General features: G+C 59.4%; 16 protein-coding genes. 8 read left to right on the forward strand and 8 right to left on the reverse strand.

Annotation, left to right across the window (positions count from 1 at the left end):
• Positions 1 to 258 precede the first annotated feature (258 nt).
• The 3 genes from AC1RBR_RS02485 (at position 259) to AC1RBR_RS02495 (ending at position 3617) form a co-directional block, all read left to right on the forward strand.
• Positions 259 to 2274, forward strand: coding sequence for a type VI secretion system Vgr family protein (locus tag AC1RBR_RS02485; protein ID WP_492562818.1), 2016 nt, complete (start codon positions 259 to 261; stop codon positions 2272 to 2274).
• Entirely contained in the window at positions 2264 to 2968 is a 705-nt protein-coding gene (locus tag AC1RBR_RS02490; RefSeq protein ID WP_492562819.1) for a DUF4123 domain-containing protein, read from the forward strand. The genes AC1RBR_RS02485 and AC1RBR_RS02490 overlap by 11 nt, the downstream gene beginning before the upstream one ends.
• A 331-nt stretch (positions 2969 to 3299) precedes the next feature.
• Positions 3300 to 3617 (forward strand): hypothetical protein, encoded by a 318-nt coding sequence (locus AC1RBR_RS02495; RefSeq protein ID WP_492562821.1) that lies wholly within the window; start codon positions 3300 to 3302, stop codon positions 3615 to 3617.
• A gap of 67 nt (positions 3618 to 3684) precedes the next feature.
• Here AC1RBR_RS02495 and AC1RBR_RS02500 read toward each other — a convergent pair whose 3' ends face one another.
• The 3 genes from AC1RBR_RS02500 to AC1RBR_RS02510 are packed head-to-tail and all read right to left on the reverse strand — an operon-like array spanning position 3685 to position 5254.
• Positions 3685 to 4101 carry a T6SS amidase immunity protein Tai4 family protein gene (locus AC1RBR_RS02500; protein WP_007967323.1) on the reverse strand — a complete coding sequence of 139 codons (417 nt, stop codon included), beginning with the start codon at positions 4099 to 4101 and terminating at the stop codon, positions 3685 to 3687.
• Entirely contained in the window at positions 4098 to 4670 is a 573-nt protein-coding gene (locus AC1RBR_RS02505; protein WP_007967325.1) for a type VI secretion system amidase effector protein Tae4, read from the reverse strand. Before AC1RBR_RS02505 ends, AC1RBR_RS02500 begins: the two co-directional genes overlap by 4 nt.
• On the reverse strand, positions 4670 to 5254 hold the full coding sequence (locus AC1RBR_RS02510; protein WP_007967327.1) for a PAAR domain-containing protein: 585 nt from the start codon (positions 5252 to 5254) through the stop codon (positions 4670 to 4672). The genes AC1RBR_RS02505 and AC1RBR_RS02510 overlap by 1 nt, the downstream gene beginning before the upstream one ends.
• 83 nt (positions 5255 to 5337) lie before the next feature.
• On the opposite strand from AC1RBR_RS02510, the gene AC1RBR_RS02515 reads away from it, so the two are divergent.
• Positions 5338 to 5538: a hypothetical protein gene (locus AC1RBR_RS02515; RefSeq protein WP_152546145.1), complete on the forward strand. Its 201-nt coding sequence runs from the start codon at positions 5338 to 5340 to the stop codon at positions 5536 to 5538.
• A 313-nt stretch (positions 5539 to 5851) separates the two neighbouring features.
• Positions 5852 to 6691, forward strand: coding sequence for a 23S rRNA (adenine(2030)-N(6))-methyltransferase RlmJ (locus AC1RBR_RS02520; RefSeq protein WP_492562825.1), 840 nt, complete (start codon positions 5852 to 5854; stop codon positions 6689 to 6691).
• A gap of 125 nt (positions 6692 to 6816) precedes the next feature.
• Here the strand turns inward: AC1RBR_RS02520 and msrA are convergent, their stop codons facing one another.
• The 5 genes from msrA to aceE all read right to left on the reverse strand — a co-directional run bounded on the left by msrA (position 6817) and on the right by aceE (position 16934).
• The gene (gene msrA / locus AC1RBR_RS02525) at positions 6817 to 7482 is read right to left on the reverse strand and encodes a peptide-methionine (S)-S-oxide reductase MsrA (protein ID WP_204894363.1); all 666 of its coding nucleotides are present in this window, start codon (positions 7480 to 7482) and stop codon (positions 6817 to 6819) included.
• A 205-nt stretch (positions 7483 to 7687) separates the two neighbouring features.
• On the reverse strand, positions 7688 to 10384 hold the full coding sequence (locus tag AC1RBR_RS02530) for a putative bifunctional diguanylate cyclase/phosphodiesterase (RefSeq protein ID WP_492562827.1): 2697 nt from the start codon (positions 10382 to 10384) through the stop codon (positions 7688 to 7690).
• A 253-nt stretch (positions 10385 to 10637) separates the two neighbouring features.
• A complete protein-coding gene (locus AC1RBR_RS02535) occupies positions 10638 to 12035 on the reverse strand; it encodes an alkaline phosphatase D family protein (protein ID WP_492562828.1) in 1398 nt (465 codons plus the stop codon).
• 280 nt (positions 12036 to 12315) lie between these two features.
• On the reverse strand, positions 12316 to 14277 hold the full coding sequence (aceF, locus tag AC1RBR_RS02540; protein ID WP_492562830.1) for a dihydrolipoyllysine-residue acetyltransferase: 1962 nt from the start codon (positions 14275 to 14277) through the stop codon (positions 12316 to 12318).
• 11 nt (positions 14278 to 14288) lie between these two features.
• The gene (aceE, locus tag AC1RBR_RS02545) at positions 14289 to 16934 is read right to left on the reverse strand and encodes a pyruvate dehydrogenase (acetyl-transferring), homodimeric type (protein WP_003220999.1); all 2646 of its coding nucleotides are present in this window, start codon (positions 16932 to 16934) and stop codon (positions 14289 to 14291) included.
• Positions 16935 to 17196: 262 nt separating this feature from the next.
• On the opposite strand from aceE, the gene AC1RBR_RS02550 reads away from it, so the two are divergent.
• From AC1RBR_RS02550 to waaF, 3 genes are all read left to right on the forward strand, one after another.
• Positions 17197 to 17322, forward strand: coding sequence for a hypothetical protein (locus tag AC1RBR_RS02550; protein ID WP_256198919.1), 126 nt, complete (start codon positions 17197 to 17199; stop codon positions 17320 to 17322).
• On the forward strand, positions 17319 to 20258 hold the full coding sequence (gene glnE, locus AC1RBR_RS02555; protein WP_492562832.1) for a bifunctional [glutamate--ammonia ligase]-adenylyl-L-tyrosine phosphorylase/[glutamate--ammonia-ligase] adenylyltransferase: 2940 nt from the start codon (positions 17319 to 17321) through the stop codon (positions 20256 to 20258). The genes AC1RBR_RS02550 and glnE overlap by 4 nt, the downstream gene beginning before the upstream one ends.
• A 327-nt stretch (positions 20259 to 20585) precedes the next feature.
• On the forward strand, positions 20586 to 21620 hold the full coding sequence (gene waaF, locus AC1RBR_RS02560; protein ID WP_047290935.1) for a lipopolysaccharide heptosyltransferase II: 1035 nt from the start codon (positions 20586 to 20588) through the stop codon (positions 21618 to 21620).

Consider the following 21620-nt stretch of genomic DNA (forward strand, 5'->3'; position numbering starts at 1 on the left):
CCCTGTGGGAGCGGGCTTGCTCGCGAATGCGGTGGGTCAAATGAAATCAATGTCGACTGACACGGCCCTTTCGCGAGCAAGCCCGCTCCCACAGTTGTTCGGTGGTGAGTTTGAGAGGTTGTCTGTAGTCGCATGCTCCGATTTTCGAAGGCTTTTTCGCCAGAAAAAGTAGGGCAAATCTGATTTTCCCGTCACCCACCCAACACCCCTTGCCCCTCATGCAGAATCGCCCGCCCTCAATCTGCAGAGAGACATCGGATGTTCGCGCCTGCCAATCAACCGCGTTTCACGTTGACCCTAGAAGGCGCCCAAATTGATCTCAAAGTCCTTGAGTTCACGGGCAAGGAAGCCATCAGCCAACCCTTTCGTTTCGAGCTGGAACTGGTCAGTGAGCGACCGGATCTGGACCTCGAAAGCCTGCTGCACCGTCAGGCGTTTCTGAGATTCGATGCGGAAGGTTCCGGTGTTCATGGTCAGATTTATCAGGTCGGGCAGGGTGATTCCGGGAAGCGTCTGACGCGATATCACCTCAGTCTTGTCCCGCGTCTGACCTACCTCGCGCACCGAATCAATCAGCGGATCTTTCAGCATCAGACGGTTCCGCAGATTGTTGCAAGGATCCTCAAGGATCACGCGATCCTGCGCGATGCTTTCGAATTTCGCCTAAGCAGCGAGTACCCGGAGCGCGAGTACTGCGTGCAATACGCCGAAAGTGACCTCGCGTTTATCCAGCGCCTGTGCGCCGAAGTCGGCATTCATTACCACTTTCAGCACAGCCCGGAAGGTCACCTGTTGGTGTTCGGTGATGATCAGACGGTGTTCCCGAAACTGGCTCGACCGACGCTGTATCTGCCCGGCAGCGGCATGGCCGGTGGCGCGCCGGCGATCAATCGTTTCAATGTTCGCGTGGAGACCCGTACCAGCGTAGTGACCCGGCGCGATTACAACTTCATCAAGCCGCGTCTGCAGTTGCAAAGTCGAGTCGACGGTGAGCTGCGCCCGGTGCTCGAGGATTATCAATTCCCCGGCCAATTCAACGATCGTGAAACCGGCAAGCACCTCGCCCAAAGAGCGCTGGAGCGACATGTCGCCGATTACCGTCAGGCCGAGGGCGTCAGCGACGAATCCGCATTGGTTTGTGGACATTTCCTGCAACTGATCGACCATCCGCGTAGCGACTGGAACGACCTGTGGCTGCTGACCTCGGTCGAACACCACGGCCGACAGCCGCAAGTGCTGGAGGAGTCGGTGACCAGCGATGGGGAAGCATTCCAGGGTTACCGTAATACCTTTCTTGCCACGCCGTGGGATGTGTTCTTTCGCCCGGCGTTGGGACCGGAAAAACCGCGCATGCTCGGCTATCAACCTGCCGTGGTCACCGGGCCGCAAGACACGGAAATCCATTGCGACGAGTACGGTCGGGTCAAGGTGCAACTGGCCTGGGATCGCGATGGCGAGTTGAACGAGCATTCCAGTTGCTGGCTGCGCGTGGCCAGCGGTTGGGCCCATGACCGTTACGGCAGCGTGCTGATTCCACGGGTCGGCATGGAAGTGCTGGTCGGTTTCATCGACGCCGATGCCGACAAACCGCTGGTCATGGGTTGTCTGCCCAACGCCGCGACGCCGGTGCCGCTGGATCTGCCAGCGGACAAGACCCGCAGCATCTTCCGCAGCCAGAGCAGTCCCGGCGGTGGCGGCTACAACGAACTGCGCATCGAGGATAAAAAAGGAGCGGAGGAAATTTATCTGCGTGCCCAGCGAAATTGGACTCAGCATGTGTTGAACGACCAACAGGTGCAGGTCGACAACCAGCGCAGCATCGTTGTCACCGGCACCGCGCGACATGAGTTGAAGGCCGATGAGCAACGCACCACCCACGGTCAGCGGCAGACCGAAGTGAAGCAGGACGATCACTTGACCGTGGTCGGCGATCGGCATATCAGGGTGAGCAATCAGGCAACCAGCGCCAGCGCGCAAATCCACGTCAGTGCCGGGCAACAAGTGGTAATCGACGGCGGCGCGAGCGCGACGATTCAGGCCGGCGGGCAGTGGATCAACATTGGGCCGGGTGGAATTTTCAGCAGCGTGCCGATTGTCGTGGGCGGCGCGCCGATGGCAGCGATGAGTGCCGCGCCGGTGGTGCCGGGGTTGCCGGAGAAACTTGCCGCAGCGCCGGCGGCCATGCTCACCGCCGCACAAATCATGAGTTTCAAAGGCGATGCGCCGTTCTGCGAAGAGTGTGAGCGTTGCAAGGATGGTGTTTGTGCAGCCTGATTGCCTCATGCCGGCAGAGTGGCTGGCGCGTGAACCGCTGAAACCTTCGGAACAACTGTTCGCGATCTTCAGTAACGCCAGCGACGCCAGGCCTCCATTGGTCGCACCTAAGCCGATATGGGCGGAGACGATCTACGCCGAGTGGGACGCGGTGATGCCCTTCGTGGGAATTGTCGCTACCGACAGTGAGTTTCTCGATTGGGTGGCCTCTACCGAGTCTTGCGACTGGGGTTGGCTGGCGGTGTCTTCGGCGAGTCTGGAAGTGCTGGTCGAGCACTTTCGCAGCCTGACTCAGGTGCTGATGCCGGACGGCAAAGAGGTGTTTTTCCGCTTCTGGGATGGGCGGTTTGTGTTGCCGATCCTGCAGTCCGACGAAGTGCAATCGGCGCAGTTGATCCCGGTGATTTCGCGCGGTTTGATCAACGGACAGGCCGTGGAGATCGGGGGCAGGGCGCAGGTTTCGGGGCGGGTTTTTCCTTGGTGGAGGGTGCCTGAGTCGGTACTGGCTTCAGCAGGGGATGGAGTCCGGATCGGCAATGCGCTGCAGTGGCTGAGCGAGGAGCATCCGGCACTCTACGAGACGTTCCCGCAGACTGTGTTGCGCTGCAAGGTTCAGCAGTTTTTTCAGGTTTCAGCGTCGGAAGAATCGTCGCCATCGGTGCTGTTGGCGTATTTGCAGGACGAAGCAGAATGAAATTTCCGGGCGAAGGCTTCGGAAATTTCCCGCGAGTTGCGGCGGATTTCATGAACTGGTGGGCGGTGGGTTGCGGGGATAGTCTTTTCGTTGTCACTGCGAGAGTGGTGGCAGGGTGTAGGAACCCGAACTTCAAATGTGCATCAGTACCGTCGATTGGTTGCGACACTTAACCAGTGTCCACAACGCCTTTTATGGCGGCTGTGTGCGGGACACGTTTCGACGTGGCTGATTTGAAGTTCCTCAGTTCCTACTCCCGCGCATGGCTGCCACCCAAACCCGTAGGAAGGTCGATGTCAGTCTCTATTTAGAACTTCGAGAATGCTCAAATATGACGATGCTTAAACCCGATCCACCCTACGAAAAAGTTATCCCCCATCCCGATAATCGCTTCATGGCCCTGACCGGCAATTGCAGCGAAATGCCCACCCTGTTCATCGATACCCAAGTTCCCCTCGACATCCTCAGGGACGCCGCCAACCACCGCATCCGCGCCGTTATTCAAGTGCTGGAAAACATGTGCATGCGCGGCTCGGTCGAATGCGACTCGATCATCCTCAGCGACTTCGCCATGCTCTGCGCCATTCCGCTGCGTGACGGCTGCGATGTGCTGGATGTCATCGGCAAACGCTTGAGCGCGATGCCTTAACGTCACAATTATGAATAGATCCTTCCAGCCTCTATCGATGGAAGGATCACTAGCCTGCTGAGAAGAATTAGTTCTGCAGATACTGATCTTGTGACTTGATAAAGGCGTCGAATGCAGGGGAGTTGTAAATTTCAAGGCAAGAATAGAACACGATATTTTTTCCAGACTGCTTGCTGGTTGAAGAAGTCTTGGCGTAAGCATCCGCCACGTACTTCTCTGTTTCCACATAGGGATCATGGATGACTTCAAGTGTGTCTTCGTTCTGCAAAATCGCGTGTTGTCCCTTGCCCATTACGGAGTAAGCGCCAATAGCGAGGCCGAGATCCGATTTGATATCTGATTCACTCTTGAATTGATTTGATATGCAGTTGGCGAGGCCGTAATTCTTCAATGAAACTCTTGCGGTGGTTAGATCTGCTTCACTTGAGAAGGCATTTACAGATGCGCCAAGAATACCTACCGCAATGAATAGCTGGAATTTCATCCCTTTAGCTCCCAGAAATTGATTTTTTCGAGTTTTACGTCTGGCCGATCATAAGTGTGGCTATTCGGGCGATGGTAGTCGCTGTTGTCTCCGGTGGAGCTACCGTTCCACAAGGTCGCATGACCGGTCGCGTCGGTCCACCCGGTGATTTCCATAATAATCACGCCTTTCTTGCCATTGATGAAGTCAGCCTCACTGAGTTTCAATTCATGATCCGGAGCCCCCCAATTGTGTTTCAGGAAGGCAAGGAAATCTGCGACCTTCATGATGTACGGGAGTTGGTCTGCGCCGGCAAGGCGATAGATGGATTTGCTGGGAATGATCGTTCCTTTCGGGATTTTGTAGCCGCCATAGTTAAATCCTCTACTTATTCTAAGGGCGCAAGCGTTCGCGTAAGCATCAGGCTTTTCTGCTCTGGCCGCTTCGACATTACCTCCAACCAGTGCATAAACATCAATCGAGTTTTTGAGGCCGACCTCTGCGTAGGCGGTCCATAGGGTGCTGAACTTTGGTCTTTTGACAACTATGTTTGAGGTTACGCCACCGGCACTGATATTGAGCTGAGCCACTAGACTTCTCCTTCCATGTCGAAGAATTCACCTTGAAAAGCGTTTGGAATGATCGCTATGCCTTTTGCCCCCACCGTCCCGGTCAGTTTTTTTTCTGTCGTACCGCTGATCGTTACAGCCACGGTCTCTCCCGGTAAATAGCCGGAAGTTTTCACATGAATATTCAAGTCGCAATAGAAGCGCGATATCGAATCGACGGGTGTCTGGTTTTCTCCATACGAGAACGTTATGCGCTGGATGCTCTTCGGTTCAGGGATCAAAGGGACGATGGGAGAAAAGCTCGCAGCGCTATGTTCCCCGCCACCAAAGACAGAGGATTGAGCAAAGAGAACAGTGTTGGATTTTGGGGGGCAGCCACACGCGACATAGTCGCCCTCAAGTGCAACCAGGCCAGCCGGTAAAGTGATTGTTCGTGGGCCGACAGCTACGATGGGACCTTTGCCCGGAGGGCATACAGGACAACTTGCCATGTGGCCGATGGATGAAGTGCTCACCGCGTAATCAATGTTGATTCCAACGTTTCCTTCCAGAACCACACCACCAGTTGATGTAGGCGCGCCGATTCCGACCACTTTCCTTCCCATGTAAATTTCCCTCTTTACAGGTTTTCAGTGGAGCGGATATTCGCACTCCCTTCGCTCGTGAGACGACGGTTATCCTGAGGAAGATGTTTCTTTATGTTGCTCATAGAGTTGCGGGAGACCGCCCAAAACTACCGCAGGTGCTGGAAAACATGTGCATGCGCGGCTCGGTCGAATGCGACTCGATCATCCTCAGCGACTTCGCCATGCTCTGCGCCATTCCGCTGCGTGACGGCTGCGATGTGCTGGATGTCATCGGCAAACGCCTCGGCAACCCATCCCTGTAAGCCTGAGACAGTTTTTGTGGCGAGGGAGCTTGCTCCCGCTTGGCTGCGCAGCAGCCGTAACCAGATTGTCGCGGTGTCAGACGGAATCGGGATTTAGGTCTTGTAACGCTTCGCAACCCGGCGGGAGCAAGCTCCCTCGTCACAAAGGCAAGAGCAGAAGATCGCAGCCTTCGGCAGCTCCTACAGGGGGTACGCCAATTCTGTGTAGGAGCTGCCGCAGGCTGCGATCTTTGCTGTTGGAGGCCGCTCGGCCGCCAACCCCTGACTTGCCGGCCGGTAAAAGGTAAACTTCACGGCCCTCGCAGGAGCAGCCATGAATTATCGTCACGCCTTCCATGCCGGCAATCACGCCGATGTGTTCAAACACCTGACCTTGACCCGCCTCATCGCCCTGATTTCGCGCAAGGAGCAGCCGTTTGCCTATCTCGACACCCACGCCGGTATCGGTCTGTATGACCTGCAGGGCGATCAGGCCAACCGCACCGGCGAGTATCTGGAAGGCATCGCGCGCTTGTGGGATCAGCCGGATCTGCCGGCGCTGACTGCCGACTACATGAAGGTGCTGCACGAGATGAACCCGGATGGCCAGTTGCGCTACTACCCGGGTTCGCCGGAGTTGGCGCGGCGTCTGACCCGGCCGCAGGACCGGGTGATGCTCAACGAGAAACACCCGGAAGACGGCGTGCAGCTCAAAGAGAACATGGCCGGTGACCGTCGGGTCAAGGTGCATCTGGGCGAGGGCTGGCATGTGGCACGGGCGATGCTGCCGGTGCAGGAGAAACGCGCGGTGATGCTGATCGATCCGCCGTTCGAGCAGCTCGACGAGATGCAAAAGTGTGCGGCGTCGCTGAAAGAGGCGATTGGCCGGATGCGTCAAACCGTGGCGGCGATCTGGTACCCGGTGAAGGATCAGCGTGCGTTGCGGCGGTTTTATCAGGATCTGGCCGGTACCGGCGCGCCGAAGTTGCTGCGCGTAGAGTTGCTGGTGCATCCGCTGGATACGCCGAACAGCCTGAACGGCTCCGGGATGGCGATTGCCAATCCGCCGTGGGGGCTGGAGGAAGAATTGCGTGAGCTGTTGCCGTGGTTGGCCAAAAAGCTTGGGCAGACCCAGGGTGGGTGGCAGATGGATTGGTTGATCGCCGAGAGCTGATCAATTGGTTTAACGGTGTCTGATCGGACGCCTTCGCGGGCAAGCCCGCTCCCACAGGGTTCGCGCAGATTCTGGAATCGCGCACGACCTCGTGAGAGCGGGCTTGCCCGCGATGCTTTTAGGACTTAGTTACCCGCCAGGCTCGGAGGCATGCACACACCGGTGCCGCCAATCCCGCAATAACCTTCAGGATTTTTCGCCAGGTATTGCTGGTGGTACGCCTCAGCGAAGTACACGGTCGGCGCCTGTTCGATCTCGGTGCTGATTTCGCCCAGACCCGCCTTCGACAGTTCAGCCTGATACAGCGCTTTGCTCTTCAGCGCCGCGTCCAGTTGCTCTGGCGAGGTGGCGTAGATCACCGAACGGTACTGGGTGCCGATGTCGTTGCCTTGGCGCATGCCCTGAGTCGGGTTATGCAGTTCCCAGAACATCGCCAGCAGCTCTTCGTAGCTGACTTTGGCCTTGTCGTACACCACCAAAACCACTTCAGCGTGGCCGGTCAGGCCCGAGCAGACTTCTTCGTAGGTCGGGTTCGGCGTGTAGCCGCCGGCGTAGCCGACCACCGTGCTGACCACGCCTTCGCGCTGCCAGAAACGGCGTTCCGCACCCCAGAAGCAACCCAAGCCGAAGATCGCAAAGTCGACGTCCTGGAAAAACGGGCCGAGCAGCGGAGTTTCTTCGAAGACGAAATGCTTTTCAGGCAGGGTCATCGCAGTTTCGCGGCCGGGCAGAGCTTGATCTTTGGTCGGTAGCACGTTTTTGTTCACCAGAATTTCCGAGCGTAGAACCATGATCGTTCCTCTCAGTCAGGATGGGATGTAAAAAGTCAGACCGCCAGTGTGCCCAATGATGCCGGATTTCGCACTATTCAAATGTGGGAGCGGGCTTGCTCGCGAATGCGGTGTATCAGTCGATATCAACATTGCCTGACAAACCGCATTCGCGAGCAAGCCCGCTCCCACAAGGGGAATTCATCGACAGGGATATCTGTGGGGGCTAGAGGCAGAGCGGGCCACGCGGGTAGCGCTTGAGCGCCTGGATCAGCTCGGCGCCGGGGATCGGCCGGTCGAACAGGTAGCCTTGGCCGACGTCGCAGCGGTGGCGACGCAGGAACGCCAGTTGCTCGGCGGTCTCGATGCCTTCGGCCACGACTTTGAGTTTCAGGTTGTGGGCCATGGCGATCACCGCGGAGGTGATTTCCATGTCGTCCTGGTTGTCGGGGATTTCGTGGATGAAGCTGCGATCGATCTTGATGATGTCGATCGGGAATTTCTTCAGGTAGCTGAGTGACGAGTAACCGGTACCGAAGTCGTCCATGGCCAGGGTCAGGCCCAGGCGCTTGAGCTGGTCGAGCTGCAAGTGGGTGTCTTCGGTGGCTTCCAGCAGCAGGCCTTCGGTCAGCTCCAGTTCGAGCAGATTGGCCGGCAGCGCTTCTTCCTTGAGGATATTGGCGATCGAGGCGACCAGATCCGGGTCTGAGAACTGCTTCGGCGAGAGGTTGATCGCCACTTGCAGGTTGCCCATGCCCGCGGCGGTCAGCGCCTTGCTCATGCGGCAGGCCTGACGCGCGATCCACTTGCCGATCGGAATGATCAGGCCGGTCTCTTCGGCAACGCTGATGAACTGGTCCGGGCGAATCATCCCGCGCTCCGGGTGGTTCCAGCGCAGCAGCGCTTCCATGCCCAGCAGGCGACCGCTGCGCAGGCACAGCTTGGGCTGGTAGAACACGTCCAGCTCGTTCTGGGTCAGGGCGCGGCGCAGGTTGTTCTCGACGAACAACTTGTAACTGGCCTCGGCATTCAGTGCCTCGGTGAACACCTGGACCTGGTGTTTACCGTTGGCCTTGGCCTTGTGCAGCGCGAGGCCGGCGTTGCGCATCAGGGTCTGCGGATCGCGGCCATGCAGCGGCGCACAGGCCAGGCCCACGGAGCCGGTGACGCTGATCAGTTGGTTGTCGACGAACATCGGTTTGTCGAGGGTCGCCAGCAACTGGTTGGCGATCTGCTGGCCGGTGGCGAGGTCGGTGTCGTCGAGCAGCACCGCAAACTCGTTACTGGCGAAGCGCGCGAGGCTGCCACTCGGGCTGAGGCTGTTACGCAGGCGACGGGCGAGGCTGATCAACAACTTGTCACCGGTCTGGTGACCGAGGCTGTCGTTGATCCGCTTGAAGTTGTCGATGTCCACCAGCAGCAGGCTGATCGGCGTATCGCTATCGCGGGCGAAGCGCTCGTCCAGATTGCGGATAAACGCCGGGCGGTTGCCGAGGTTGGTCAGGTTGTCGGTGTACGCCAGGCGTTCGATGCGCTGCTGCGCCAGTTTGGTCTGGGTGATGTCTTCGTAGATGCCGATGTAGTGCGTCAGCTCACGGTTGTCGCCGTACACCTTGGAGATCGACAACTGGCCCCAGTACGGTTCGAGGTTCTTGCGCCGGCTCTTGAATTCGCCCTGCCAGCTGTTGCTCTTGGCCAGCGCCGAAGGCGCGTCGAACAGCAGCTCGCTGAGGTTCTCCAGCGCCGGCAGTTCCGACAGGCGCTGGCCGTGGACTTCCTCGGTGGAGTACTGGGTAATCGCGGTGAAGCTCGGGTTGACGTACTCGACCACGCCGTCGCAATTGACCAGCAGAAAGGCGTTGGCGCTTTGCTCGACCGCGCGCTGGAACAGGTGCAGGGCGCTGGTGGCGGTGCGGCGATTGTGGTTATTGATGACCTGGGCGAACTGGTCCGCCAGCTCACCGGCAAAGGCGATTTCATCGGACTGCCAGGCGCGGGTGACCCCAGTCTGCTCCAGACAGAGCACGCCGACCACCTGGCCGTCGACCCGGATGCTGGCGTCGAGCATCGCGTTGACGTCACGCGGGCGCAGGGCTTCGGCCATCTCGCGGGTGCGCGGGTCGCGCATCGCATTGTGCGCGTCGATGGCGCGGCTGCCGTGCAGCGCTTCCATGTAGTCGGGGAAACCGCTGATGTCGATCACCTCCGGCAGGATGTATTCCTGCGTCGCGCGGTGATACGCGGAAATCGGCACCAGCAGATTGCCTTCGAGGTTCCACAGGCTGGCGCAGTCGATTTCATAGATGTCGCAGGCGCAGCGGGTGATCAGTTCGGCGGCTTCCTGCAGCGAGTTGTGGCTGCTGTAGCGCTGGCGCGCGAGCAGCAGAATCAGATCCTGCTGGGCGCGTACGCGATCGAGGTGCTGCAGCTGTTCCTGCTGGGCACGTTGGTTGAGTTCGAGGGCGATCTGCAGGCGCGAGTTCTGCGTTTCGAGGTCGACCGAGGGCAGCGTTGGTGCCTCGTCGAACACATTATCGACCACCAGCAGATAACCGCGCAGCAAGTGCCGATTGTGCTGCTTATAGGCTTCGCCGAGTTCGAGGATGCTCAAGTCGCCAGCGGCGGTGTGCAGGGTGTAGCGCACCAGATAATGCGGGCTGTTGCACAGTTGTTGCTGAATATTGTCGTGCAGTTGATAACGCGCTTCGGGCTCCATCAGGCTGGCGTAGGGCGAGCCGACCAGAGCACACAGTTCAACGGCCGGCTGGCCGAACTGGCGTTCGCAATTGGGATCGAGAAACAGCATCGCCCAACTGGCTTCATTCAAGCGCTCGAAACGCAGCATGCCGAGCCGCGAGGGCACAGGCAACTGCGTCACTACCTCGGCCGCCATACGGCTGGCGGCATCGGGTTGGCTCTTCATGAAGGAACTCGCTTGGAAATATGCTGAACGCGCCGGGCTCTCGCCCTCTTGACTGTTGCCTGCGGCAAGGTTGCATCATTGCGGCACCGACTGACAAGAGAGATGAAGGCCAAGTGCTATAAGAATGTGTCGGCCGCATAGCGCATTTCTCCAGCCCCTCTTGGAAAAGAGCAAAAGATCGCAGCCTGCGGCAGCTCCTGCAGGCGATGCATACCAATGTAGGAGCTGCCGAAGGCTGCGATCTTTCAGGATCTCAACGTAATTTAAGGCTGATCGATTGCAGCTTCTTGCCATCCCGATCATGGTAACTGATCAAAATCTGATCAGTCTCGACCACCATATGCGCGAAGTTGTCTTCGCTGACCACTGCGCAGGTCAACTCGTGTTGATAGTCGCCCGCTGCAGTGCGCACCAGTGGCTGATCAAGAATGAACGTCGACGCCTTGGCATAGGGCAACAGTTTGCTGTTACACAACGGCGAGGAGACGATGGTATGGACTTCGAAGTCCGGGTCTTCGCTGTGGGTCAGGCGCGAGGTCAGCGAGCCGTGCACGTCGCCCGAGACGAATACGACATTCCTGATCTGTCGGGTGCGAATGGTTTCCAGCAGACGCAGGCGCTGCCCCGGGAAGGCTTTCCACGCATCGTCGCCGTGCAGTTTGCGATCCGGGTAGAACATCACGCTGGTGACCACGAATTTGACCCGTGCCTTGCTGGTGCTCAGCCAGGCGACCAAGGCCTGTTCCTGCTCGCTGTCCAGGATGCGTCGATCATCAGCAGCCAGGTTGCGCCGAGTGCGGCTATCAGTGACAAACCATTCAATATCACCATCGCTGAACTGATACCAGTAATGCGCCAGTTTCGAATGATCAATCTCGCCATCAACTGTTAGTTCATGCGCCGGGCTATGACTGGCTTGATACAACTCATACGCCGCCATTGCATTGCGATATAACTCATGATCGGACTTGCTGGCGTTCGCCGGCCAGTTATCTTCAATTTCGTGATCGTCGAGGATCATGTAAGTCGAAGTGCCGGACATCAGCTGCTGAATATTCGGTTGTGAGAACGCCGTGCGATATTTTTCGAGGATGTCCTTGTATTCGCGATCCGGGGCAATCAGGTTGAGGTCGTCGACATAGATCTGGTCTCCGGTCATCAGGGTGGCGCTGATCGGGGGTTCGGCGCCTTCGATCAACTGATTGATCGAGGCGAATATACGGTCGCCAAATTGGGGCAGGGAAGCAATGCCGGCGGTCATGCGCAGGTAGCGACAGGAGCCGATGATATAAGCCCGTGGCTGTGCGGCGTCGCTGGCGCGGGTGCGGAAGCGGTAGATCTCGCGCGGCCATTGCAAAGGCAATTCGGCGATGCTCTCGACGGTATGCACAGGGCTCATGGGGCTGAACCAGCCCGCCTGATATTCGTACTCGCAATGGCTCTCCAGGTCATTCAATGAAAAGACCTGGCAAAAATCGCGCAATGCACTTAAACGGGAAAAAAGGCTATTTGACCATTGTTTGCTGTCGCGCTTTCGATAACGCAGGCCGGCAAATACGCCGGCATTGTTTTGCGAGTCGCCGCGCATAAAAATGCGTGCGTGATTAGTTGTTACATGGCCAATAATCGGGCCGACAGTTGGTTTTAACATGTTCGAATCCATTCGAATTGATACTTGAATAACGGTCAGTGTTTAGCAAGTTATTCGTTTAACTTGTGTCGCCAAGGTTAGTTGTCGGCGGATAAAAAATATCGGCGCGAAGTGGACTGGGCTCGTGGCTTAAGTAGACCGAAGTTGTAGGAATAAGACCCTTGTAACTTTTCTTCGGACAAAAAAAAGCCCCGTCAAACTGACGGGGTTGAGGTACGAGCGTGTGGCGCTCGAAAACGTGGAACGCAACCGGCCCTCCGTTGCCGGAGGGCCGAATGCTTTACAGCAGGATGGTGCGGATGTCGCCCAGCAGGCTGCCCAGACGCTGGGTAAAGCGTGCAGCGGCGGCGCCGTTGATCACACGGTGATCGTAGGACAGCGACAGTGGCAGCATCAGTTTCGGCTGGAAGGCTTTGCCGTCCCAGACTGGCTGGATGGTTGCCTTGGAAACACCGAGGATCGCCACTTCCGGCGCGTTGACGATCGGCGTGAAGCCGGTGCCGCCAATGTGGCCGAGGCTGGAAATGGTGAAGCAGGCGCCTTGCATCTCGTCCGAAGAGAGCTTCTTGGTGCGGGCTTTTTCAGCCAGCGAAGCAGCTTCTGCGGCCAGTTGCAGCAGGCTCTTCTGGTCGACGTTCTTGATGACCGGTACCAGCAGGCCATCTGGAGTGTCGACCGCGAAACCGATGTTGACGTACTTCTTGCGAATGATCGCCTTGCCGCTTGGCGCCAGCGAACTGTTGAAGTCCGGCAGTTCCTTGAGCAGGTGCGCGCAGGTCTTGAGCAGCAGCGGCAGGATGGTCAGCTTGACGCCGGCCTTCTCCGCGACGGCTTTCTGTGCAACACGGAAGGCTTCCAGCTCGGTGATGTCCGCCGAGTCGAATTGCGTCACGTGCGGCACGTTCAGCCAGCTGCGGTGCAGGTTGGCAGCGCCGACCTGCATCAGGCGGGTCATCGGCACTTCTTCGATTTCACCGAAGCGGCTGAAGTCCACGACCGGAATCGGCGGGATGCCCGCGCCACCGGTTGCGCCAGCGGCAGCGGCCGGTACTTCCTTGGCCTTCTGCATCATGGCTTTGACGTAAACCTGCACGTCTTCTTTCAGAATGCGACCGTGCGGACCGCTGGCGCCGACAGCGCTCAGCTCGACGCCGAACTCACGGGCCAGTTGACGCACGGCAGGGCCGGCGTGAACTTTCGCGCCTGGCTTGGCCGGAGCAGCAACCGGAGCGGCAGCAGCAGGTGCAGCGGCAGCCGGAGCAGCAGCGGCTGGCGCCGGAGCGCTAGGAGCAGCGGCGGCAGCTGGAGCCGGGGCAGCAGGGGCCGCGCCTTTGACTTTCAGCTTGAGGATCAGGTCGCCGGTACCGACTTCGTCGTCCAGCTTGATCGAGACGCTTTCCACCACGCCAGCGGCAGGCGATGGGATTTCCATGCTTGCCTTGTCGGATTCCAGAGTGATCAGCGACTGGTCGGCTTCAACGCTGTCACCAGCCTTGACCAGGACTTCGATGATCTTGGCCTTGCCGGCCGAACCGATGTCCGGAACGTGGATGTCCTGAACGCTGTCAGCCACTGGAGCAGCCGGGGCTGCCGCAGGAGCAGGCGCAGCGGCAGCGGCCGGCGCGGCAGCCTGAGCCGGAGCGGCCGCAGCCGGGGCCGCAGCACCCGCCACTTCCAGATCCAGAATCAGGTCGCCAGTGCCGACTTCGTCGTTGAGCTTGACGCTGATGGCCTTGACCACGCCCGCGGCAGGCGACGGGATTTCCATGCTCGCCTTGTCGGATTCCAGGGTGATCAACGATTGATCAGCCTCGACGGTGTCGCCGACCTTGACCTGGATCTCGATGATCTGCGCCTTGCCCGACGAGCCGATGTCCGGCACGTGCACTTGCTGCACCGAAGCGGCAGCAGGGGCAGCGGCTGGCGCGGCAGCAGCAGGTGCGGCAGCCGGTTTGGCTTCAGCTTTTGCAGCCGGTGCAGCAGCAGGTGCAGGGGCCGCTTCAGCGGCGCCCTCGACTTCCAGCTCAAGCAGTTCGTCGCCTTCTTTCAGGCGGTCGCCCAGCTTCACTTTCAGGCTCTTGATGACGCCGGCTTTCGGGGCCGGCACTTCCATGCTGGCCTTGTCCGATTCCAGGGTCAGGATGCTCTGGTCGGCTTCGATACGGTCACCGACCTTCACAAACAGTTCAATTACTTCACCTTCACCGCTGCCGATGTCAGGTACGCGAATGAGTTCGCTCACAAAATGTCTCCTCAGCAGTCCAGTGGGTTGCGTTTTTCCGGGTCGATGCCGAACTTGACGATGGCCTCGGCCACGACTTTAGGTTCGATATCACCACGGTCAGCCAGTGCTTCCAGGGCTGCCAACACCACGAAATGACGGTCGACTTCGAAGAAATGACGCAGTTTCTTGCGGCTGTCGCTGCGGCCGAAACCGTCGGTGCCCAGGACTTTGAATTCCTTGGACGGTACCCACTGACGGATCTGCTCGGCGAACAGCTTCATGTAGTCGGTAGAGGCAATCACCGGACCTTTACGACCGCTCAGGCACTCTTCAACGTAGCTCTGCTTAGGCTTCTGGCCAGGCTTCAGACGGTTGCTGCGCTCTACGGCCAGGCCGTCGCGACGCAGTTCGTTGAAGCTGGTGACGCTCCATACGTCGGCGCCGATGTTGAACTCTTCACGCAGAATCTTCGCCGCTTCACGCACTTCACGCAGGATGGTGCCGGAGCCCATCAGCTGTACGTGATGCGCCGCATCGCGGGTGTCTTCTTCGAGCAGGTACATGCCTTTCTTGATGCCTTCTTCGGCACCGGCCGGCATGGCTGGCTGCTGGTACGACTCGTTCATCACGGTGATGTAGTAGAAGATGTCCTGTTGTTCTTCGGTCATCTTCTTCATGCCGTCCTGAATGATCACCGCCAGCTCGTAGCCGTAGGTCGGATCGTAGGTGCGGCAGTTCGGGATGGTCGCGGCCAGCAGGTGGCTGTGACCGTCTTCGTGCTGCAGGCCTTCACCGTTCAGGGTGGTACGGCCGGCGGTGCCGCCGATCAGGAAGCCACGGGTACGGCTGTCGCCAGCGGCCCAGGCCAGGTCACCGATACGCTGGAAGCCGAACATCGAGTAGAAGATGTAGAACGGCAGCATCGGCTGGTTGTGGCTGGAGTACGAAGTACCGGCAGCGATGAACGAACTCATGGCGCCTGCTTCGTTGATGCCTTCTTCAAGGATCTGACCTTTCTGGTCTTCCTTGTAGAACATCACCTGGTCTTTATCGACTGGCTCGTAGAGCTGGCCGACGGAGGAGTAGATGCCCAACTGACGGAACATGCCTTCCATACCGAAGGTACGGGCTTCGTCCGGGATGATCGGGACGATGCGCGGGCCGATTTCCTTGTCCTTGACCAGTTGCGCGAGGATTCGCACGAAAGCCATGGTGGTGGAAATTTCACGGTCGCCCGAACCATCGAGGATGGCTTTCAGGGTGTCCAGGTCCGGGGTCGGTACGCTGAAGCTCTGCGCGCGGCGCTGCGGTACGAAACCGCCCAGTGCGGCACGGCGCTCGCTCAGGTAGCGGGCTTCGGCGCTGTTTGGCTCTGGCTTGAAGAACGGCAGGTTCTCCAGCTCTTCGTCCTTGACCGGGATGTCGAAGCGGTCACGGAACAACTTCAGGCTGTCGACGTCGACTTTCTTGGTGTTGTGCGCAGTGTTTTTCGCTTCGCCGGCACCGGTGCCATAACCCTTGATGGTCTTGGCCAGGATGACGGTCGGTTGTTCTTTGTGGTTGACCGCTTCGTGGTACGCCGCATAGACCTTGTACGGGTCGTGGCCGCCACGGTTGAGTTTCCAGATCTCGTCGTCGGACAGATCGGCAACCATCGCCTTGAGTTCAGGCGTGTTGAAGAAGTGCTCGCGAACGAACGCGCCGTCTTTGGCTTTGTAGTTCTGGTACTCGCCGTCGATGACTTCGTCCATGCGACGTTGCAAGATGCCGTCGACGTCTTTGGCCAGCAGTGGGTCCCAGAAACGGCCCCAGATGACTTTGGTCACGTTCCACTGTGCACCGCGGAACACGCCTTCGAGTTCCTGGATGATCTTGCCGTTGCCGCGAACCGGGCCGTCGAGGCGCTGCAGGTTGCAGTTGATGACGAAGATCAGGTTGTCCAGCTTCTCGCGGCCGGCCAGGGAGATCGCGCCCAGGGATTCCGGCTCGTCGCACTCGCCGTCGCCCAGGAAGCACCAGACTTTCTGTTTGCCCGGCTGGATGAAACCGCGGTGTTCCAGGTACTTCATGAAGCGTGCCTGGTAGATCGCCTGGATCGGACCCAGACCCATGGATACGGTCGGGAACTGCCAGAAGTCAGGCATCAGCCAAGGGTGCGGGTAGGACGACAGGCCCTGACCGTCGACTTCCTGGCGGAAGTTGTTCATCTGGTCTTCGGTGATGCGGCCTTCCATGAATGCACGGGCGTAAACGCCTGGCGAGGTGTGGCCCTGGAAGTAGATCAGGTCGCCGCCGTGTTCGTCGGTCGGGGCCTGGAAGAAGTAGTTGAAGCCGATGTCATACAGGGTCGCGCTGGAAGCGAAGCTGGAGATGTGACCACCCAGGTCAGAATCTTTCAGGTTGGTACGCATTACCATGGCCATCGCGTTCCAGCGCACCAGCGAGCGAATGCGGCGTTCCATGAACAGGTCGCCAGGCATGCGTGCTTCGTGGGTTACCGGGATGGTGTTGCGGTAAGGCGTGGTGATGGCGTAAGGGAGCTGCGAACCGCTGCGGGTCGCCAGTTCACCCATACGGGTCATCAGATAGTGAGCACGGTCTTCGCCTTCTTTGTCGAGAACCGATTCCAGGGCGTCCAGCCATTCCTGGGTTTCGACGGGATCGAGGTCTTGCATGGCTTGCTCCAGGGCGGAAAGGCTTCCAGAATCGGTTGCCTGAGTTTGCGACTGGCCTTGTGGGCAGACGATTTAAAATTCTTGGATTGCCGACAGGTTGTTCCGGCGGCGTGTAGTTTTACTACAAATCTTTGAGCATTTCAGCCTTTCGCCTGTATAGACGAGTAGTAAAACTACAGAAGAAAGGCATGTGGCCTCCGACTGCGTTGTGAGAATAATCGTTAAGGTTGGTCGATTACCATCCGAAAAAGGTGAAAGTTTGATGCTGGATGCCAAAGAAGAAGAAATTTCAGCTATTTCTAACTTTTGTTCGACAGTCCTTCGCGTAGCGGGTTTTCATCAAACACTACAAGCGGCCATTTACACGCCGATCAAGGATAGACCATGACCCTGCCCGTGCTCGCTGAACTCCCCGCCATTCTCCTGCCGTTGGTCACTCGATCCGAGCAGTCGTTCCGTACGGCGGTCGCCGCGCTGGAAGACGATCAAGGCTTCTCTAACTGGAGCCCAGAGCGCTGGGCGCAATTCGCCCGCGTCAGTGCCGCCAGCGATTTCGTCATTGAACAGAGCGTTCGTGACCCTTTGATGTTGCTGTCGCTGGTGCAGTCCGGCGAACTCGACCGGCCGTTCGCACCGGGTGAATTGTGCGCGCAGATTGCCGCAGCCGTGAACACCGCGCAAAGCGAAGACGAACTCGGGCGCGTCCTGCGCCGCCAGCGCGCCCGGCATCAAGTGCGGATCATCTGGCGTGACCTCAACCGCCAGGCCGATCTGGTGCAGACCTGCCGCGACCTCTCCGACATGGCCGACGCCACCATCGATCAGGCTTACCGGTGGCTGTACAGCCGCCATTGCCAGCAGTTCGGCACACCGACCGGCCGGCGCAGTGGTCTGCCGCAGCAGATGGTCATCCTCGGCATGGGCAAGCTCGGCGCGGTCGAGTTGAACCTGTCGTCGGACATCGACCTGATCTTCGCCTACCCCGAGGGCGGCGAAACCGTCGGCGTGAAACGCGCGCTGGATAATCAGGAATTCTTCATTCGTCTCGGTCAGCGCCTGATCAAGGCCCTCGACCCGATGACGGTCGACGGCTTCGTGTTCCGCGTCGACATGCGCCTGCGTCCGTATGGTTCATCCGGCGCGCTGGTGCTGAGCTTCAATGCACTGGAGCAGTATTACCAGGATCAGGGCCGCGACTGGGAACGCTACGCGATGATCAAGGCGCGGGTGGTGGCCGGTGATCAAGCGGCGGGCGCACAGTTGCTCGACATGCTGCGGCCGTTCGTTTACCGCCGTTACCTGGACTTCTCGGCGATCGAAGCGCTGCGCACCATGAAGCAACTGATCCAGCAGGAAGTGCGGCGCAAGGGCATGGCCGACAACATCAAACTCGGCTCCGGCGGTATCCGCGAGGTCGAGTTCATCGCCCAGGCCTTCCAGTTGATCCACGGCGGGCGCGACCTCAGCCTGCAACAGCGTCCTTTATTAAAGGTGCTGAGCACGCTGGAAGGGCAGGGCTACCTGCCGCCGGCGGTGATCAGCGAGCTGCGCGAAGGTTACGAATTCCTGCGTTACACCGAACACGCGATCCAGGCGATTGCGGACCGCCAGACCCAGATGTTGCCGGACGGCGCTCAGGATCAGGCGCGCATCGCGTTCATGCTCGGCTTCGCCGATTGGCACGCCTTCCATGAAAAGCTGATGTTCTGGCGTGGCCGGGTGGCTTGGCACTTCGCGCAGGTGATCGCCGATCCCGATGAAGAAGAGGGCGCCGACTGCGAAGTGGTGGTGGGCGGTGAGTGGTTGCCGCTGTGGGAAGAAGAGCAGGACGAAGAGGCTGCTTGCCGGCAACTGGAAGAAGGCGGATTCAAGGACGCGACCAAAGCGCTGAAAGCGCTGGCCGGTTTGCGCGGCAGCCCGCAGTTGCGTGCGATGCAACGGCTGGGTCGCGAGCGTCTCGATGCGTTTATTCCGCGCCTGCTGGCTCAGGCGGTGGAGCATGACAACCCGGATCTGGTGCTGGAGCGGGTGCTGCCACTGGTCGAAGCGGTCGCCCGACGTTCGGCTTATTTGGTCCTGCTGACGGAAAACCCCGGCGCCCTGCGGCGCCTGCTGACGCTGTGTGCGGCCAGTCCGTGGATTGCCGAGCAGATCACCCGCTTCCCGTTGCTGCTCGACGAGTTGCTCAACGAAGGCCGGCTGTTCAAGCCGCCACTGGCCCCGGAGCTCGCCGCCGAATTGCGCGAGCGCCTGACGCGGATCCCCGAAGACGACCTCGAACAGCAGATGGAAGCCCTGCGCCACTTCAAACTGGCGCACCGCTTACGCGTCGCTGCCTCGGAAATCGCTGGCAGTCTGCCGTTGATGAAAGTCAGCGATTACCTGACCTGGCTCGCCGAAGCGATTCTCGAGCAAGTGCTGGCGCTGGCCTGGCGTCAGACGGTGGCCAAGTACGGCACGCCGCTGCGCACTGACGGCAGTTTGTGCGATCCCGGCTTCATCATTGTCGGTTATGGCAAAGTCGGCGGGCTGGAACTGGGGCATGGTTCGGACCTGGATCTGGTGTTCATCCATGACGGTGATCCGCAGGCGGAAACTGACGGGCCGAAGCCGATCGATGGCGCACAGTTCTTCACCCGGCTGGGGCAGCGGATCATTCACCTGCTGACGGCGCAGACCAACTCCGGTCAGCTGTACGAAGTGGATATGCGTTTGCGGCCGTCCGGCGCGTCGGGGCTGTTGGTCAGCTCGCTCGGGGCGTTTGAGCGCTATCAGGAAAACGAAGCTTGGACCTGGGAACATCAGGCCCTGGTGCGGGCGCGGGTGCTGGTCGGCAGTCAGGATGTCGGCCAGGCCTTCGAGAAAGTCCGCGCGCAGGTTTTGGGCAAGGCGCGGGATCTGGCCAAGCTGCAACAGGAAGTCAGCGAGATGCGCGCCAAGATGCGCGATAACCTCGGCAGCAAGAGCACGGCGGCCGGTACCGCGGCAAATGCCTTCGAGGCCACGGCGCCGTTCGACCTCAAGCAGGACGCCGGAGGTATCGTCGATATTGAATTTATGGTGCAATACGCGGCCCTGGCGTGGTCGCACAGCCACCCGCCATTGCTGCGCTGGACCGATAACATCCGCATTCTGGAAGAGCTGGAGCACGAACGGCTGATGCCTGCCGAAGATGCCAGCCTGCTGCGTGAGGCCTATAAAGCCTACCGCTCCGCCGCCCACCGGCAGGCCTTGCAGAAGGACGCCGGGGTGATTGCAGGCGACCAGTTTGTCGAGGAGCGCCGGCAGGTATTGCGGATCTGGCGTGAGTTGGGGCTAAGCTGAAACCGGATATTTGAAGCACCGAATACCTTGTGGGAGCGGGCTTGCTCGCGAAAGCGCAGTGTCAGTCACCATCGATGCAGGATGTGACGGCCCCTTCGCGAGCAAGCCCGCTCCCACATTGGATCTGCGTTGATTGCAGATTAAGGGCCGGATGCAAAACCCTGTGGGAGCGAGCCTGCTCGCGATAGCGGAGTATCAGACGACAATAATGTTGGATGTGAAGACCCTTTCGCGAGCAAGCGCGCTTCCACAGCAGATCTACAGTGTTTGTAGAATTCTCGAGGCGGGGAGGCGTAAATGCCTCCCCGGTTCGTTTATGGAAACCACATGAATATTCTGATCGTTGGGCCCAGTTGGGTCGGTGACATGGTGATGGCGCAGACACTGTTCCAGTGTCTCAAGCAGCGCCACCCGCAATGCGAAATCGACGTGCTGGCCCCCGAGTGGAGCCGGCCGATCCTTGAGCGCATGCCCGAAGTGCGCAAGGCCTTGAGCTTTCCGCTCGGCCATGGCGCGCTGGAACTGGCGACGCGCCGGCGAATCGGCAAGTCCCTGGCCGGTCAGTACGATCAGGCGATCTTGCTGCCGAACTCGTTGAAGTCGGCGCTGGTGCCGTTTTTCGCCGGCATCAAACAACGCACCGGCTGGCGTGGCGAATTCCGCTATGGCCTGCTCAATGACGTGCGCACGCTGGATAAAGAACGTTATCCGCTGATGATCGAGCGCTTCATGGCCCTGGCTTACGAGCCGAACGCCGAGCTGCCGAAACCTTATCCGCGTCCGAGCCTGCAAATCGATCCGGTGACCCGCGAAGCGGCGCTGGCCAAGTTCGGCCTGACCCTCGACCGCCCGGTGTTGGCCCTGTGCCCCGGCGCCGAGTTCGGCGAATCCAAGCGCTGGCCATCCGAGCACTACGCCAAGGTCGCCGAAGCGCGGATTCGCGAAGGCTGGCAGGTGTGGCTGTTCGGCTCGAAGAACGACCACGCGGTGGGCGAAGACATTCGCGCGCGGCTGATTCCCGGCCTGCGTGAAGAATCGGTCAACCTCAGCGGCGGCACCTCGCTGGCCGAGGCCATCGACCTGCTGTCCTGTGCCGACTCGGTGGTGTCCAACGACTCCGGCCTGATGCACGTCGCTGCTGCGCTGAACCGTCCGCTGGTGGCGGTCTACGGCTCGACATCGCCGGGCTTCACCCCGCCGCTGGCCGAGCACGTCGAAATCGTCCGGCTGGGGCTCGATTGCAGCCCTTGTTTCGATCGCACCTGCCGTTTCGGCCATTACAACTGCCTGCGCCAGCTGATGCCGGATGCGGTCAATGATGCCTTGCAGAAATTGCAGGGCTCCGTGGTCGAGGTTCATTAA

The organism is Pseudomonas sp. GW823-FHT01D03 (assembly GCF_058798255.1).